Here is an 18072-nt window from a genome sequence, read left to right as displayed (position 1 = left end):
TAAACTCTAATTGCATTATCGTCAGCCAAAACGAATTTATCTGTTAACGGAAATTGACATAGGATTATCCATTTCATCCCGGATCGTTACAGGTGCATCCTTCTTCCTGTTACGTTTGATGGTAGTGAGATCTTCCTCGCTAAAGCCAGGAAAGTTTTTCTTGATGAAAAGAAAATATTGCTGCAAGGTTTTAGGATCTACCTTAAAAGGAAAAGCCAGCTCCTTACCACTTCCTTTCAGGAAGTCGTTTTTATTTATTTTAGTTTCGTTTTGTAAATACCATTTGTACAGATCCACAATAGCTTTTTCCAACTCTGCTTCATCCACTTTCTCTGTTCTTTCTACCCGGGGAAATAATAAGACAAACTCTTCGACCCGTACAGGCTTAGGACTGTTATTATTCTTGGCATTACGGTTATCGTTGTTATCACCGTTCTTATCTCCTCCGTTAGGCTCTCCTCCACCAAATCCAGTGTTGGCATTCGCTGATGCGGCTGAGGCTCCAATCACCAGCAGCAAAAACAACAGCTTCTTCATAAGGTGCAAAATTTTCGAGTCTAAAAATACAATTATATTTTGAGATTTCAGATAGCACAGAAAAAATGCGTATAAACCCGCATAAAAAAACAAAAGCAATGGGCGAACCATTGCTTTCGAGAGTCATTTACAGTGCATGAAGATTCATGCGGTGTAGGAATATTTGGTTTTTCATAGGACAGTAACCATAATAAAAATTAATACAATAACAAATATAATAAAATTATATGGTGATAGGCATCTGTTCTTAAATATTAGAAAAAATGAAATATTTAAGCCTTAAAATAAAGAAAATGAAATATAACCCCTGTTTACAGAAGAATATCAAATTATAATATTAGTGATTTGTAATCTTGGTCTGAAAAACGACCACGAAAGAGAAGAGAAAGGGATCACTTTTTTGTAAAAGAAAAGGGCGCCTAGAAAAGCGCCCTCAATTTGTTACTATCCTATGAAAACCCTATTTGAATACAAAGGTAAGGGCATGTTATTTTTCTTTGAAATTTTAAAGGCACAATAACATATCATTAACAAGAGTTGCAACATTCAATCAGCTACAACCCATGCTGGTACCGCAGTTCAGACATTTGTAACAAGTCCCTGAACGCACAGTAATGTGTCCGCATGTACTACACGCAGGCGCATCACGCTGCATACTTCGCATATAATCCTGTGTACTGCTCTGTTCTCCCTGTTGCGCCGATACCGGCTGCGCCTTGACTGTGCGGGGCGGAGCAGGTTCATACTCATTCACACGCAGCTGTGATAAAGATGCTGCAGCGATATCTGTATCTGCTTCATCACCTGTATTTTCAGGCGCATCCAGTATATGCACCAGATCTGTACGTCCCAGGTATTCGTAACCCAGCACACGGAAAATATAATCAATGAGAGAAGTCGCTGATTTAATGTTAGGATGATCTACCATTCCTGCCGGCTCAAAACGGGTGAATACAAACTTGTCTACAAATTCTTCCAGCGGAACGCCGTATTGTAATCCCACAGAAACCGCTATGGCAAAGCAGTTCATCAGACTTCGGAGTGTAGATCCTTCTTTCGCCAGATCAATAAATATTTCACCGAGTGTACCATCATTGTATTCGCCGGTACGCAGAAATATAGCCTGGCCGCCTACTTTCGCTTTCTGTGTAAACCCGCCGCGTTTGGAGGGTAACGATTTACGTTCCACAATCCGCGATAACAAACGCTTTAAAGTAGTGTCTTTACTGGCTTCCATCCGCTTATTCATCTCTTCCAATAATTCCTCTGTAGGCAGTTGCTGCAAATCCAAAGAAGGTACCGCCGTAACAACCGTATCTACCTTTTTCTTTTTATCGCTTTTATTACTGAGTGGCTGACTTAATTTACTACCATCACGATATAGAGCACATGCCTTTAATCCCAGCTGCCAGCTCATCAGGTAAGCATCTGCTACATCTTCCACCGTAGCCTCATGCGGCAGATTAATCGTTTTGGAAATTGCACCGGAAATAAAAGGTTGTGCCGCTGCCATCATCCGGATATGTCCATGCGGATGTATATATCTTTCACCGGTTTTACCACACTTATTCGCACAATCAAATACTGGCAGATGGCTATCTTTCAGATAGGGCGCACCTTCCACCGTCATTGTACCACACACATAATCATTGGCAGCACTGATCTGATCATCTGAAAATCCCAGTTCATGCAGCAGGCTAAACTCCAGATTATAATATTGCTCCGGCGTGAAACCCAGTCGTTGCAAGCATTCTTCTCCCAACGTATATACATTGAACACAAAAGAAATATCGAAAGAAGAAACAACAGCAGTATCCAGCTTTTTTAATTCATCTCCGATAAAACCTTTTTCACTCAACGATGGATAGTTGATGTAAGGCGCGCCGGCGAAACTGCCGGTACCTTTTGCATAATCCACGATAGCTTTTATTTCATGCGGCTGGTATCCCAGGTTTTGTAATGCTGCAGGAATCGACTGATTGATAATTTTAAAGTATCCTCCACCAGATAATTTCTTGAATTTCACCAGGGCAAAATCCGGCTCTACACCAGTCGTATCACAATCCATCACCAGGCCGATGGTACCGGTAGGCGCAATCACGGTAGCCTGCGCATTACGATAACCAAATTGCTCTCCTAACTGTACAGCTTCATCCCAGGCTTTCGTAGCCGCTTTTAGCAGGTAATCGGCACAAAAACGCGCATCAATTCCCTGAGGCCGTATCTCCAGTCCTTCATAGGCATCAGCAGCATCATAGGCCGCAGCCCGGTGATTCCGCATCACCCGCAACATGGCCGTCCGGTTTTCTTCAAAGCGGGGAAAAGGCCCTGCAAAGGCAGCTATTTCAGCCGATGTTTTATAGGCTACTCCAGTCATAATAGCCGTAATAGCGCCGGCAATGCCCCGCGCTTCGTCGCTGTCGTAGGCAATCCCGCTTACCATCAGCATAGACCCCAGATTGGCATATCCCAGCCCCAGCGTACGGTATTCATAACTCAGCTGCGCTACTTCCTTTGAGGGGAACTGCGCCATCAGTACAGACAATTCCAGCACCACCGTCCACAGCCGTACCGTGTATTCAAAACCACCTACATCAAACAGGTTGGTATTGGTATCAAAAAAGCGCCGCAGGTTCACCGATGCCAGGTTACAGGCGGTATTGTCCAGAAACATGTATTCGGAGCAGGGATTGGAGGCATTGATACGGCCTCCCTGCGGGCAGGTATGCCATTCGTTGATAGTGGTATCATATTGGGTACCCGGGTCTGCACAGCGCCAGGCAGCATAATTGATCTGGTCCCACAGTTCTTTGGCCGGTACACTTTTAAGTGGTTTGCCATGGGTGCGTGATTGCAGATCCCAGTCGCTGTTTGTTTCCAGTGCCCGAAAAAAGCTGTTTGGAATACGTACAGAGTTGTTGGAATTCTGTCCGGAAACAGTTTTATAGGCTTCCCCTTCGTAATCGGCGGCATAACCGGCTGCAATCAGGGCAGCTACTTTTTTCTCTTCCTCCACTTTCCAGTTAATGAAATCCAGGATTTCCGGATGATCCAGGTCCAGGCACACCATTTTGGCAGCTCTACGGGTAGTACCCCCGGATTTAATAGCGCCGGCTGCCCGGTCGCCTATTTTCAGGAAACTCATCAGGCCGCTGGAGGTACCACCCCCGCTTAGTTTTTCACCTTCACCCCGGATGGCGGAAAAGTTGGTACCTACGCCTGATCCATATTTAAAGATGCGGGCTTCCCGCACCCACAGATCCATGATACCGCCTTCATTTACCAGATCGTCACTGACGCTCAGGATAAAGCAGGCATGTGGTTGAGGCCGCTCGTAGGCAGAAGTAGACTTTTCCAGCTGACCGGTATGTTGTTCTACGTAATAGTGCCCCTGGGGCTTGCCTTTTATACCATAGCTTTCAAACAGGCCGGTATTGAACCACTGCGGAGAATTCGGTACACAAGCCTGATTCAACATGGCGTACGACAACTCTTCATAAAAAATCCGGGCATCCTCCGGTGTGGCAAAATAGCCATACCGTTCTCCCCATGCACGCCAGCAATTGGCCATACGGTGTACCACCTGTTTCACGGAGGTTTCCCTTCCCAGGCTGCCGTCTTCCTGAGGCACGCCTGCCTTACGAAAGTATTTCTGTGCCAGGATATCCGTAGCGATCTGCGACCACCCGACCGGCACTTCTACATTGTTCATTTCAAAAACGATGTCACCGTTTGGATTACGGATAACAGAGGAGCGTAAATCATACTCGAACTGATCATAAGGACTCATGCCTTCTCGGGTAAAATAACGGGTGAATGCGAGGCCACGGTTATTATTCACTGATTTTTTCATGCCCATAAATTTTTCTTAGAATGATAGAAATGAATGCTCAAGCGGGATATGTTAAAATTAATTTTTAAATACCGGGCTACCGTCATTTATTCTGCACAGCTTGTGGATAATTGGGCAAACAGTTTGCCACCTCATTTGTTATACTCGAAAACTGATATCTGTAAATCCGGCTCAAAATTTGTCGTTAACATTTTTTCACCTACATATGCTATTGATAACACAATAAGTATCATGAAGTTCATGAATAGAAAATGTCTTGCATGCATATTTATTTAGCATTGTGGGTTATTAACAAAAAAATTATACATTTGCGACAACCGGAACAATGCGCTATTGATGTACAATAAAATATACACTTCGTTCATCGACAGAAAGGCTAGGAAGGAAAAGGCATTCGCGGTTTTAATAGATCCGGATAAGGTAACACCTGCCGGTATTATTGAGCTTGCGGCTAAATGCACTGCCGCCAAAGTCGACTATATCTTCCTTGGAGGCAGCCTGGTAATCACCAATCATCTAGATGAATGTGTGCAACAGCTGAAAGCCAGTTGTGATATACCTGTCGTATTATTTCCCGGGAGCCCTTCTCAGGTGTCTAAATATGCTGATGCTTTACTTTATCTTTCCATGATCTCGGGCCGAAATCCGGAATTATTGATCGGCCAGCACGTAGTATCTGCTGCAGCTGTAAAGAAAAGCGGGCTGGAAGTAATTTCCACCGGCTATATGGTCATCGATGGAGGAGCACCTACTACGGTATCCTATATCAGTAATGCTACCCCTATTCCATCAGATAAAGCAGATATTGCTATGTGTACTGCCATGGCAGGCGAAATGCTGGGTATGAAGGTGATTTATATGGATGCCGGCAGCGGCGCCCGTAATCCGATCACTGAAACCATGATCAGCAGGGTAGCCAGTCAGGTGGATGTACCTATTATCGTGGGTGGTGGTATTCGTGATGCAGAAAAAGCATACCTCAATTGTAAGGCAGGAGCCGATATTATCGTGGTTGGTAACGCTATAGAAAACGACCTCTCCCTCATTAAGGAACTGGCAGACGCCGTGCACTCTGTGCCTGTAAAAGCCTGATACTAACAAGCATTACACATTATCATATTAAGAATTACGCATTTTCTGGTAGCCAGGTATGCAGCGTAGCTGTTTGGATCTATCAGAAAATACGTAATTGCTAATCGCGGCAGGATATGCCGCTTTTGCCCGTTACAGGCTCATCATTTCTTTGAACTTCACTGCCTGCCGGCGGCTCACTTCAATTTTTTCGCCTCCGCGCATCTCCAGCAGCAGTCCGCCGTTAAAGTAGGTGTCGATCTTTTCGATCATCCGCAGGTTCACAATGTGTTTCCGGTTTGCCCGGAAAAACACCCGCTCATCCAGCCGCTCTTCCAAAGCATTCAGCGACTTCAGGATTAAAGGCTTGTTGGTTTCAAAATACACCCGGGCATAGTTACCTACACTCTCAAACAGGCGTATTTCCTGCAGCTTCACGAACCAGCAACGGTCCCCGTCTTTTACAAATACCTGGTCATTCTCCGACAGCAGTGTCCGGATACCACCGGCAGCAGCCAGGCGGTCCTTCTCTTCCTGCTGATGCAGTTTATGAATGGCATCTGCCAGACGTTTAGGTTCTACCGGTTTTAACAGGTAGTCGAGCGCGTTGTACTCAAATGCCTTTAATGCATATTCATCATATGCTGTCGTAAAGATGACCTGTGGCGTTTTTTCCAGCTCAGCCAGGAGATCAAAGCCCGTTTTATCCGGCATTTGAATGTCCAGGAACAACAGATCAGGATGTAACGTTTCAATCTTCTCTATACCATCCTTCGCGTTCACTGCTTCTCCCACCACCACTATCTCCGGGTGATCTGCCAGTAATTTTTTCAGTTCACTTCTGGCAAGGCGTTCATCATCTATTATCAATGCTTTTTTCATTGGCAATTGAAGTTTGGTTGATGATTAAATTTATCAACAAATAATAATTGCCGTAGCCGGCTTTTCCCCCAGCTACAGCGGTTTACTTTATAACACGTGATCAAAGCAGCGGCATCACAACCTTTGCTACTACCGTTTGCTCATCTTTATTCCGGATTTCAAAAGAGGCCTTGTTGCCAAATAAGAGACTTAACCGTTGACGCGTACTTTGTAGTCCCAATCCATGACTATTCAGATCATTTTCTACCAGTTGTCCTGTATTCTCAATGGTAATTACATGCTGCATTCCCATCAGCGAAGAAGTTATATACACGGAACCTCCCCGTATTACCCGGGAAATACCGTGTTTAATCGCATTCTCCACCAATGTCTGTAACATCATGGGAGGAACCTGCAACTCCAATGTATCCGGATCAATCTCATATACAACACTCAGCCGCTCTTCAAAACGGATGTGTTCCAATGCAAGATAATCCTTTACAATATTTAATTCATTTTCCAGGCTGACCGTTTCTGACTTTTCGGTTTGCATGGAACTGCGTAGTATGTTGGAAAGCTCTGTAATAGCGGTTCGTGCGCGCTGTGGATTTTCATCTACCAATGCCCGGATACTGTTCAGCGCATTAAAAATGAAGTGCGGATTCATCTGAGCCTTAATGGTTTTGAGTTCCAGCTCCTTTACCGTTGTTTCCAGCTTCAGCTGATTCACCTGGGAGGACCTGTTCCGCTCTATATAGTGCCACGCAAAATAAATCAGCCACCAAAGCGTGGTAATGAGAAAAGATCCCAGGATACCCAATACTACAGGAGAGATCTCCCGCCGCAACAATACCTTGATCACAGCATAATACCCCAGGTACAATACAACTCCCGTTCCCGCCATCATAGTGAAAAACAGCAATACCTGCTTTTCAACACTGCTGTTAACCCAGTTAAACCGGTTAATCAGGCTGCGGAACAGGTGCGTGGACAATACACCAAAGGCAATTAAAATCAGCATGCTCACATAGTGAAATGCATTGGGGAATTTATTGCTGAATGTATACGTAAAAAACACATTTATCACAAAATAAGCCGTCCAACCCAGCATCTGACACCACCAATATTTGGATATTCGTCTAAACATCAATTCAAATTAATAAACTTACCCTATATTCCAAAAATACCGTATGAGTCCCCCCATGGGAACCTAATTGTTATAAATGGTGAATCATAATTGGTAAATGGTGATGCCTCCGGCTGAATGGCAGTGAATCAGGATAACAGCTGATTTTCCCCGGATCAGATCTCTGTTTACCGCATATTTTTATGTATTTTTGTCTTTAAATATAAACCCTGAGCCATATTATGACTATTACTGCCGGTCAACTGTTGAGCCAGATAGACAACCCTGCTGATTTGCGCAAATTGAGCAAAGAGCAACTGCACCAGGTGTGCGAAGAATTACGTCAATACATCATTGATGTAGTAAGTGTGCATGGAGGCCATTTTGCGGCCAGCCTTGGGGTAGTGGAGCTGTCGGTGGCCCTCCATTACGTTTTTAATACTCCTTACGACCAGCTGGTATGGGATGTAGGCCATCAGGCCTATGGCCACAAAATACTGACCGGTCGCCGGGACAGTTTTCCGTCTAACCGGAAATACAAAGGCTTAAGCGGCTTTCCTAAAAGAGACGAAAGCGAATATGATACTTTTGGGGTAGGACACTCTTCCACCTCCATATCCGCTGCACTGGGAATGGCCATGGCTTCTCACTACAAAGGAGAGTTGGACAAACAACATATTGCAGTAATAGGAGATGGCGCCATGACCGCAGGGATGGCATTTGAAGCCCTGAACCACGCCGGCGTAGCCAATGCCAACGTGCTGATTATCCTCAACGATAACTGCATGTCCATTGACCCCAACGTAGGCGCACTCAAGGAATACCTGACAGACATCACCACCTCACCGACCTATAATAAGCTCAGGGACGATGTATGGCATATGCTCGGGAAACTGCCGGTAGGCAAAAGGTTTACCCGCGACATGGCCTCCAAACTGGAAGCCAGCCTCAAAGGCGTGATTTCCAAATCCAGCAACCTGTTCGAATCCCTGCAATTACGGTACTTTGGCCCGATAGATGGACATAACATCACCAAACTGACCGATACCCTGCAGGACCTGAAAGATATTCCCGGTCCGAAACTGCTGCACATCGTTACCACCAAAGGGAAAGGATATGCACTGGCTGAAAAAGACCAGACTACCTGGCACGCACCAGGCCTGTTCGATAAAATCACAGGAGAAATCTTCAAAAAAGCAGTGGAGAAACCACAGCCGCCCAAATACCAGGATGTATTCGGACATACCATCATTGAACTGGCAGAACAAAACGATAAAATACTCGGTATTACCCCTGCCATGCCTTCCGGCTCTTCCCTCAAATTTATGATGGAAAAAATGCCGCAACGCGCATTCGATGTAGGTATCTGCGAACAACATGCGGTAACCCTGTCTGCCGGTATGGCTACCCAGGGCATGCGGGTGTTCTGTACGATCTATTCTTCCTTCTTCCAACGCGCTTTTGACCAGGCAGTACATGATGTAGCCATTCAAAAACTGCCGGTAATTTTCTGCCTCGACAGGGCAGGACTGGTAGGAGAAGACGGCCCAACCCATCATGGCGCCTACGATATCGCCTACATGCGCAGCATTCCGAATGTGATCATCAGTGCTCCCATGAACGAAGAAGAACTGCGTAACCTGATGTATAGCGCCCAGCTGCCGGATAACCAGTCACCTTATGTGATCCGTTATCCACGCGGACAAGGTGTAATGCCGGAATGGCGTACGCCGTTCCGCGCCATCAAGCCGGGTACCGGTCGCAAGATCCGCGACGGAAAAGAAATCGCGATTCTTTCCATCGGACATACCGGTAACTTTGTGACAGAAGCCTGCAAAGAACTGATCAGCGATGGCCTGCAACCCGCTCATTACGATATGCGTTTTGTAAAACCACTCGATGAAGCCCTGTTGCATGAAGTCTTCCAGTCATTTGATAAAGTGATTACCGTGGAAGATGGCACTGTAGTAGGAGGTTTCGGTAGTGCTATCCTGGAATTTATGGCCGCCCACCAATACAAGGCAGCCATCAAAATCATGGGTATTCCTGATCACATCATAGAACACGGTAAACCGGAAGAACTGTACCGGGAATGTGGCTACGATGCTGCCGGTATTGCACGCGCTACCCGCGAAATGCTGAAAGACAAGATTACTGTTACGATATAATATTACTGTAACCACTTAGTTTAATTACGCATTTCTGCTTCCTTACAGCCGGAATGCGTAATTTCTTTTTTATGTACATTTCATTACGGATCACCGACGTTATTCCGGAAACACCCGGCACCCGTACCTACAGATTAGCACCTGTTGACGGCACGCCCGTTACCTATCTGGCAGGGCAATTTCTTACGTTTATTATTGACCTGCATGGCAAAGAATACCGTCGGTCCTATTCTTTCAGTTCTACCCCAGGTGTAGATCCCTACCTGTCTGTTACGATCCGTGAAAAAGAAAACGGAGAAATCTCCCGGCACATCCTGCGTACCTGGCAAAAGGGCGATATCGTCACCTCGCTGGAACCGTCCGGCCGGTTTGTCTTTGAAGCAGCTTCCGAAGGCCCCCGCGACCTTTTCCTACTGGCTGCCGGCAGTGGCATTACCCCGGTGTTTTCCCTGCTGAAACATATCCTGCAAACGGAACCTGGCGCCCGGGTTACGCTTATCTACAGCAACACATCACCGGAACGCACCATCTTTTACCAACAGCTGCAGCACCTGCAGCAAAACCATCCGCAGCTACATTGTATCTACCTGTTCAGCAACGATCCGGATAGCCACCATGTATACAGACGCCTCAACAACATATTGCTGGAAATGCTGGTCAATGAGCACCTGCATCATAGCAAGGCTGCGGCGCAGTTTTTCCTTTGCGGCCCGCCGGATTACATGCGCACGATCCTGCTCACGCTGACCTTTATGGGCTTCACCGCCGAACAGCTGCACAAAGAAAACTTTGTGGTAAACACGGAAGTAAAGATCGCCAAAACAACCCTGCCACAGGATACCAGTATCAAACAGGTACTGATTCGTTACCGCCAGGAAGAAATACGCCTCCAGGTGCCCGGTAACCAGTCTATTCTGAGCTATGCCCTGGAACACGATGTATTGCTGCCTTACAGCTGTAAGGGTGGCGTATGCGGCTCCTGTACGGCCCAATGTACCAGCGGCAAAATCTGGATGCCCGTCAATGAGGTATTAACAGACCGGGAACTGGCAGAAGGCCTCATCCTCACCTGCGTAGGCTACCCCGTGAGCGATGAAGTCACAATAGAGCTATAAATGATTATAATAATGTAAATATTCTTATCAATCATATTCCTCTGATATTATTTTCCCATTACCTGTATTTTCCTTAATTTCTCATGAAATTCAGGTAATGCAGCGCGCCCCCATCAAGATTGCTTGTTTATGTTTATTGTTTGTTGCGATTGTCTTCAACGGTCTGTTCATCATACATAGTGCAGCTAGCGGCAATTGGCTCCTGCCTGTCATCAACCAGCTGGTATTGGTCGCCGTTTTCCTCTTGCTGCTATGGTTACTCTTACGTCATCACCAACAGGCTATACACACCGAAAAAATATTCAACGATCATCCTGTTCCCATGTGGATTTACGATAAGGAAACATTACGTTTCCTCAGTGTCAATCAGGCGGCTGTTGACAAATACGGTTATACAAAAAATGAATTCAGGCAGCTAACGTTGAAGGACATACGCGAATCGGCAGAAGTGCCTTATCTCATGGAAAACATCACCGAACGGTGCAATGGTAAGGCTTACCGGGGCATCTGGAAACACCGGAAGAAAGATAAGACCGATTTTTTTGTAGAGATATATGCTCATTCCACCACGTATTATGGCAAAAAGGCCCGTTTTATTATGGCCAGAGATGTAGACGCTCAGATACGAACCAGCCGGGAAGCCAGAGAGCTGGGCATGCGTTACGAGTTGCTTTCGCAGGTAATAGACGATGCCATCTATGATAAAAACTTTCTCACCGGCCAGGTTACCTGGAATCATGGCTTATCCAGCCTGTTTGCCCATGTAGCGGATGCTGGTACCGATGCGGTGCAATGGTGGGAAGACAACCTTCATCCGTCCGACCGGGCGCGGGTATGTTGTTCACTTCATGAATGTATCAGCAACAACGGGCAGTACTGGTCGGAAGAATACCGTTTCCTTTGTGCCGGCGGCAACTACAAATATGTTACAGACAGGGCCTTTATCATCTATGAAAATGAAGGCACCCACCCGCAACCATTGCGGATGATTGGTATCATGCAGGATATAGACAAACATGTAAACCAGGCCCGCCAGCTGGAAGACCAGCATCAACGGCTGCGGGAGATTGCCTGGATCAATTCACACGAAATACGCCGGCCGGTCGTATCTATTTTAAGCATCGCCGGTCTGTTTGACAAAAGCAATCAGGACATCCATCTGAACGCACGCCTGATGGAATGGCTACATGAATCCACCCAACAGCTGGATGAAATCATTCATAAAATAGAACATACCGTCAAAGATATCCGCTAATACGGTTATGCTTCTCTGGTGATAAAATGATTGAAATCACTTTTCAGTTCTTCGTATAATTTCTGGAAGATTTCCATGCGGTTTTGCATGGTATCGTAGTCATCTACCGGGCGATCGTCATGAATAACCAATACGGGCGTGGCGGTGACTTTTTTAGCGCATTGTTTGATGTCGTGGAATATTTCGTCGGCTACTTCCCGTTGGCGGAGAAAACGGTTCTCAAAATGTTCGACTCTGGTCATGACTTCTCTGGGGGCATCACTGAGTGCAATTTGTTCCAGTCTGTCGCGCATCATTTTCACTTCATCTCTTACATCGTTCACGTTACTTTTCCAGGTATTGATCTGCTGGTGCAGATCTTCAGGTTGAGTTGTCATTTGCATGGTGTATTGATTTATCAATTTAAATGATGATTAATAAGTGTTTCATCATACCAAACGCTATGTCAATATCCATTTACTATCCTAGCATAGACCTGATTCTAAGGTACGACCTTTTTTAATGCGATTTATTTTTTTCGAGGTAATTTCCGAAGGCCGGAAAAAATGCCATGGCCTCCAGAATACCACCGGCTCCTGCCCGCTGCGCCTGCAATACATGCGGCATCGTGGCAGTCTGTTTTACCAGTTCAGCTTCTGCTTCTCCGACCACCACACCGCTATAACCCTTCTCATACATCGTATAATCATTCATGGAATCGCCTGCCACCAGTACCTGCTGATGCGGTTGGGCGAGCACCTCCAGCAACTGTTGCAGGGTATATCCTTTGTTTACTCCTTTCGGCAATACGTCCAGGTATTTACCGGCAGACAATACCAGGTCGCATTGCCATGCATCAGCGACCGTACGGGCGCTTTCAATATCTGTAGCCTCGTTGTAGTAGTAGGAACAACGATATTGTTGTATCGCATCCTGGTGCAGCAATCCCTTTACCTCTTTCAGGGCTTCACGAACCTGATCGCCCGGCCAGCGCTGTGCAATACCGGACTGCAAAGGTTCTACAGCAGTCAGGGTAGGGAGGTGTGTGACGGTAGCGCCTACATCACAGATAATATATTCCGGTCTTGGCAATGCCGCATCTTCCAGTAAGGAAAGTACACTTCGTATACCCCTTCCCGTTACAAATACAAGTTTAATATCTGTACGTTGCTGCAATAAAGTGTATAGTGTTTGTTTATCGTTGTCGGTACCTCCTAAAAAAGTACCATCCAGGTCAGTTGCCAGTAACATTATATTTTTTCAGTTGTTGTGTTATTGTTAAGATAAACCGTTGTTGTAGGAAAGGCAAATGAAATCCCTTCTTTTGCAAATGCGGCAAAGAGTTGCAGGTTAATCGCCTGTTGCCGGTCCATATACAGGTTATAATCGCCTCCCAGTACATTGTATACATTCTCATATACCAGACTTGAATCGCCAAAGTTCAGCAAATGGGACCGGTCAAAAGCCACATCCGGTAAATCCGTAATAATTTTTTTTACCAGTTCCGGAATCAGTGCCAGTTTATCTTTCGGTGTGTTAAAGGTAACACCAAATTTAAAAACAATCCGGCGTTTCTCCATCCTTTTATAGTTATGTACCCTGGAGTTGGTCAGATCTGTATTGGAAAATACCAGCTGTTCACCACTGATACTACGCAAACGGGTTGTTTTAATGCCAATATACTCCACAGTTCCGCTTTTATCCTGCACTACAATAAAATCACCTATTTCAAAGGGTCGGTCAAAGAAGATAACGAAATAGCTGAAAAGGTCGCCCAGTATGGTTTGCGCAGCCAGGGCGATGGCAATACCACCAATCCCTAATCCCGCTACAAATGTTGTTACGTTCACACCCCAGTTATCGAGCAGGAATAACAAACCAATAATCCAGATAAAGGCAGATACCAGTATCATAATCCCTTTTACCTGTTTTGTTTTCTCTTCGCCTCTTTCCTGTCCGGATAAATAACTTACAAAAAGAAACTGCAACAAAGCAGTGACTACTCTTACAGCAAACAGGGTTAAACAGACAGACAAAAATATATGCACCCACTTCGCCAGTACAGGTATCAGTGTTAGTTGCTGTATCGCAATATAAAAAGCGCCTACATATAATAAGGGTACGAGGGAACGTTCTATTCCTCTGATCAGGAAATCATCAATCCTGCTGGTTGTTTTCGCCGCCCATTTTTTTAACCGTATTAACAGTATTCTTTTAAAAACAAGGATCAGCAAAACAGCCACTATAAAAATACCCAACGCGATACCATAGTCCTGCACAGTGTTGCCCCAATACTTTTGTTCTAAAAATGATTGCATGTTTAAAACGATTTTATGCCGTTGTGAAATAAAAAAGAGATCAACTTTTTACGGCTGATCTCTTTAAATAAAATGGGTTAATATATATTATAATTGAAGTGTGATTAGTTCAGCATTGGAACATCTATTAACAAAAACTCTGCCGGTTTGACCACTTCTATATTAACTTTATCATAATCAGATAACCCAATAGCATCGCGGCTCTGCAAGGTATCGCCTGCTATATTTATTTCTCCGCTGATTAAAAACAGGTAACTACCTACACCGTTTGCTTTAGCATTCAATTCAAAATTTTTTCCTGCATCAAATTTCCCTAATGAAAACCAGGCGTTCTGATGCAACCATAATTTCCCTTCGGTTCTCTCTGGTGAAACAACTACCTGTAGCGCATTTTCACGCAATGCAGGATCAAATGTCTGTTGATCATACCGCGGAGTTACGTTCCGTTCATTGGGGAATACCCATATCTGTAACAGGTTGGCATCTTCCGTTTTGGAAGCATTGAATTCCGAATGTACAATGCCTGTACCTGCGCTCATAATCTGTACATCATGCTGCTGTATTACTTTCTGGTGGCCGGCATTATCCTGGTGCGCCATACTGCCATCCAGCATGATGGTTACTATTTCCATATTATCGTGCGGATGCGCACCAAATCCCATTCCTCCTTTAATAAAGTCATCATTCAATACACGCAATGCGCCAAAATGAATTCTCTCCGGCTCATAGTAATTAGCAAAACTGAAAGTATGAAAGCTTTTCAGCCAACCATGATTTGCATACCCTCTGGTATCTGCCCGATGTATTATCTTTTCCATAATTCAATCTCCTTATTATTTACTTACAAATTTCGGTATAAACACAGTGGTAAGGAATGGATGATCTGTTGAAAAACGTGGACAAAAAGTGGCAGAAACACCAAGGGCTTCCTTTGCAGGAAGCCCTTGTGTAATGTAATTTTTTCAGCAACTTATACCAACTCCGCCACCATAGTGATGTTAGTGTTCAGCAGTTTGCTGATAGGGCAATTGGCTTTTGCGTCGGCAGCGAATTCAGCGAATTTCGCAGCATCCAGTCCGGGTACGCTGGCTTTTACTTCCAGGTGGCTTTCTGTAATAGCGCCATTTTCCAGAGTAATGGTGCATTTGGTATCGATATTACCTGGGGTAAGACCGGCACCGGAAATTACGAAGCTCAGTTTCATGGTAAAGCAGCCGGCATGGGCAGCAGCAATCAGCTCTTCTGGGTTAGTACCTACACCATCCTCAAAACGGCTCAGGTAAGAATACTGGGTATTGTTCAGTACGGTGGATTGAGAGCTTACAGCGCCTTTACCTTCTTTACCTGTACCTTGCCAATTGGCAGTTGCAAATCTTTTCATGCTTATAATTTTTTACTTTTTTCGAGATGAACACTTTGAGTGGAGCTCCAAATTACAAAAGAATTACGAATTAGACATTAAGAATTACGCATCGTATAACCGGTAAAAACAGTATTTATCTGCTTATACCAGCCATACGATGCGTATCGTTTAATTCCAATCCGTACTATTACTTTCCTTGCTGTTAGATTACTTCTACCAGTTCTGCTATCGGCTTACGTACTTTTTTAGCGTGTTGCATTTCATCATCTGCTGCTCTGAAACCAATGGCAGCAATAACAGCAGTAGCCAGGCCTTTCTCTTTCAGTCCCAGGATCTCATCATATTGTGCTGCATTGAAACCTTCCATCGGACAAGCATCAATACCTTCTGCTGCCGCTGCAGTGAGCAGTGTACCCAGGGCGATGTAAGCCTGTTTGGCTGTCCAGGTAGCTTTTCCCTGCTCATCCAGGTTATTTACCGTGCCTTTCATCATACCGGCAAATCCTGCCAGGTCTTCCGGATTGATGTTACGGGTAGCAGCAATATTATTCGTGTAGTCATCTACGTGAGACTCATTCAGGTCATTATAACGGGCAAATACGATCAGCTGTGAAGCATCTGTAATCTGCGGCTGGCCCCAGGAAGCTGCTTTCAGTTGTTCACGTACAGCAGGATTTTCGATAACCAGTATTTTATAGGGTTGCAAACCATAGGAAGAAGCAGACAGTCTTGTTGCCGCTATAACGCGGTCCAGTTGCGCTGCACTCAGTTTCTTCGTTGAATCAAATTTCTTAACAGCATAACGCCATTCGAGTTTTTCCAGAATATCCATTGAATCAGTAATTTAAAATTTCAGTTATTAAAACAGCAGGCGGACAATCACCATTGGTATATTGTCCGCCCTTTTATATTTATTATTGTTTAATCATTTGTACGCTCGCCAGCAGTTTCACGTCATCACTCAGCAGAATACCGCCGGTTTCTGTAGTGGCGTTAAAAGTAAGACCAAAATCTTTCCGGTTGATTTTACCGCTCAGCTCAAATCCTGCTTTCGTTTGGCCCCATGGGTCTACTACTTCACCGCCAAATTCAACGGCCAGTTCTACGGTGCGGGTATTATCGCGGATGGTTAAATCACCTACCAGTTTGTAGTTTTCGCTATCTACTTTCTTTATTTCTTTAGATACGAATGTCAGTTTAGGGTATTTCTCTGCTTCAAAGAAATCTCCTGTCAGCAAATGCTGATCACGCTGCGCATTTTGCGTGGTGATGCTGTTGATATCTGCTTCAAAGGAAACGGTAGCATCACTAAAATCAGTACCAGTGGTTTCCATGGTTCCATCGAAGCTCGCAAACTGACCGGTTACCGTGGTAATCATCAGGTGCTTTACTTTAAATTGTACGTCGCTATGTGAAGGATCTATTTTCCAGATTGACATATATATTAGTTTTAGTAGTTAGTCAATGATAATTTATTATGATAAAAAGCCCATTTTACCGGCATTGTAATCATGAATAGCCGCTTCAATTTCTTCCGCGCTGTTCATCACAAACGGACCGTAGGCGAAGATGGGTTCGTCGATGGGTTCTCCGCTCAACACCAGTATAGTAGCATCTTCCACCGCAGTAATAGTAATGTCCGTACCTTTCTTTTCAAACAAGACGGTTTCTACACCTTTGGCCGTGTTACCATTAAAATCTGCTTCTCCGTTTAATACAACTGCTGCGGTATTATAATTTTCCGGATACGCCACTGTGATCTGATCGCCTTTTTTCAGATGCACATCCAATACATGCACCGGTGAAAAGGTAGTAGCAGCGCCTTTTATATCATTAAACGCCCCCGCAATCACTCTTACGTAACTTTCTGCAGTTACCTGTACTACAGGTATCTCTGCTTTAGTCAGGTTCTGATATCCGGGTGTTGTATTTTTATATGCTTTCGGAAGATTTACCCAAAGCTGCGCCATCTCTACTTTACCACCCCGTTTGCTGAATGCAGTTTCATGTTTCTCTTCATGCACAATACCTGCACCGGCAGTCATCCATTGTACATCACCGGGCGCCAGTTTACCATAGCTGCCGGTAGAATCACGGTGTTCCAGTTCTCCCTGATATACCACGGTTACGGTTTCAAACCCTTTATGCGGGTGTTGATCCACGCCACGTGGCTTATTGGTAGGGGGGAAGTAGGCAGGAGCGCCATAATCCATGAGAATAAAAGGACTGATCAGGTTATTCTGAGAGCGGGTACCACCGGGTAATACGCTCTGTACCCTGAATCCATCGCCTACCATATGCGGGGCGGGTGCTATTAAGATCTGACTGACATGTTTTGTGTTCATAATTTTTTGCCTCCTAAGACAACACAAAACTACTTGTTATAACATCTATCAGGAATGGATAAATCACCGCTAGTGATGGAC

General features: G+C 44.9%; 16 protein-coding genes. 4 read left to right on the top strand and 12 right to left on the bottom strand.

The genetic code is table 11. From position 1 onward, the window contains the following. Positions 1–36 precede the first annotated feature (36 nt). Positions 37–537 carry a hypothetical protein gene (locus OL444_RS05095; RefSeq protein ID WP_264734309.1) on the bottom strand — a complete coding sequence of 167 codons (501 nt, stop codon included), beginning with the start codon at positions 535–537 and terminating at the stop codon, positions 37–39. A gap of 550 nt (positions 538–1087) precedes the next feature. Further along, entirely contained in the window at positions 1088–4396 is a 3309-nt protein-coding gene (locus tag OL444_RS05090; RefSeq protein WP_371878165.1) for a vitamin B12-dependent ribonucleotide reductase, read from the bottom strand. Between the two features lie 330 nt (positions 4397–4726). On the opposite strand from OL444_RS05090, the gene OL444_RS05085 reads away from it, so the two are divergent. After that, the gene (locus OL444_RS05085) at positions 4727–5482 is read left to right on the top strand and encodes a phosphoglycerol geranylgeranyltransferase (RefSeq protein ID WP_264734311.1); all 756 of its coding nucleotides are present in this window, start codon (positions 4727–4729) and stop codon (positions 5480–5482) included. 132 nt (positions 5483–5614) lie between these two features. Here OL444_RS05085 and OL444_RS05080 read toward each other — a convergent pair whose 3' ends face one another. Continuing rightward, entirely contained in the window at positions 5615–6343 is a 729-nt protein-coding gene (locus OL444_RS05080) for a LytR/AlgR family response regulator transcription factor (RefSeq protein WP_264734312.1), read from the bottom strand. 100 nt (positions 6344–6443) lie between these two features. After that, positions 6444–7469 carry a sensor histidine kinase gene (locus OL444_RS05075; protein WP_264734313.1) on the bottom strand — a complete coding sequence of 342 codons (1026 nt, stop codon included), beginning with the start codon at positions 7467–7469 and terminating at the stop codon, positions 6444–6446. Between the two features lie 221 nt (positions 7470–7690). Between OL444_RS05075 and dxs the strand changes: the two genes are divergently transcribed. From dxs to OL444_RS05060, 3 genes are all read left to right on the top strand, one after another. Beyond that, the gene (dxs, locus tag OL444_RS05070) at positions 7691–9616 is read left to right on the top strand and encodes a 1-deoxy-D-xylulose-5-phosphate synthase (RefSeq protein ID WP_264734314.1); all 1926 of its coding nucleotides are present in this window, start codon (positions 7691–7693) and stop codon (positions 9614–9616) included. A 71-nt stretch (positions 9617–9687) separates the two neighbouring features. Further along, entirely contained in the window at positions 9688–10731 is a 1044-nt protein-coding gene (locus OL444_RS05065) for an iron-sulfur cluster-binding domain-containing protein (RefSeq protein WP_264734315.1), read from the top strand. Between the two features lie 97 nt (positions 10732–10828). After that, the gene (locus tag OL444_RS05060) at positions 10829–11986 is read left to right on the top strand and encodes a PAS domain-containing protein (protein WP_264734316.1); all 1158 of its coding nucleotides are present in this window, start codon (positions 10829–10831) and stop codon (positions 11984–11986) included. A gap of 5 nt (positions 11987–11991) precedes the next feature. On the opposite strand, the gene OL444_RS05055 is transcribed toward OL444_RS05060, so the two are convergent. The 8 genes from OL444_RS05055 to OL444_RS05020 form a co-directional block, all read right to left on the bottom strand. Then, a complete protein-coding gene (locus tag OL444_RS05055; RefSeq protein ID WP_264734317.1) occupies positions 11992–12363 on the bottom strand; it encodes a hypothetical protein in 372 nt (123 codons plus the stop codon). 121 nt (positions 12364–12484) lie between these two features. Next, positions 12485–13216 carry an HAD-IIB family hydrolase gene (locus tag OL444_RS05050; RefSeq protein ID WP_264734318.1) on the bottom strand — a complete coding sequence of 244 codons (732 nt, stop codon included), beginning with the start codon at positions 13214–13216 and terminating at the stop codon, positions 12485–12487. Beyond that, positions 13216–14283: a mechanosensitive ion channel family protein gene (locus OL444_RS05045; RefSeq protein WP_264734320.1), complete on the bottom strand. Its 1068-nt coding sequence runs from the start codon at positions 14281–14283 to the stop codon at positions 13216–13218. Before OL444_RS05045 ends, OL444_RS05050 begins: the two co-directional genes overlap by 1 nt. A gap of 104 nt (positions 14284–14387) precedes the next feature. Next, complete coding sequence (locus OL444_RS05040; RefSeq protein WP_264734321.1) at positions 14388–15101, bottom strand: pirin family protein; 714 nt, start codon at positions 15099–15101, stop codon at positions 14388–14390. A gap of 152 nt (positions 15102–15253) precedes the next feature. Next, entirely contained in the window at positions 15254–15664 is a 411-nt protein-coding gene (locus OL444_RS05035) for an OsmC family protein (RefSeq protein WP_264734322.1), read from the bottom strand. A gap of 184 nt (positions 15665–15848) precedes the next feature. Further along, a complete protein-coding gene (locus tag OL444_RS05030) occupies positions 15849–16478 on the bottom strand; it encodes an NAD(P)H-dependent oxidoreductase (protein WP_264734323.1) in 630 nt (209 codons plus the stop codon). Between the two features lie 82 nt (positions 16479–16560). Next, entirely contained in the window at positions 16561–17085 is a 525-nt protein-coding gene (locus tag OL444_RS05025) for a YceI family protein (protein ID WP_264734324.1), read from the bottom strand. 36 nt (positions 17086–17121) lie between these two features. After that, entirely contained in the window at positions 17122–17991 is an 870-nt protein-coding gene (locus OL444_RS05020) for a pirin family protein (protein ID WP_264734325.1), read from the bottom strand. Between the last annotated feature and the right edge of the window lie 81 nt (positions 17992–18072).

The sequence above is a fragment of the Chitinophaga nivalis genome, assembly GCF_025989125.1.
In the GTDB taxonomy this organism is placed as follows: domain Bacteria; phylum Bacteroidota; class Bacteroidia; order Chitinophagales; family Chitinophagaceae; genus Chitinophaga; species Chitinophaga nivalis.
This window is presented reverse-complemented; position numbering and strand designations above follow the sequence as displayed.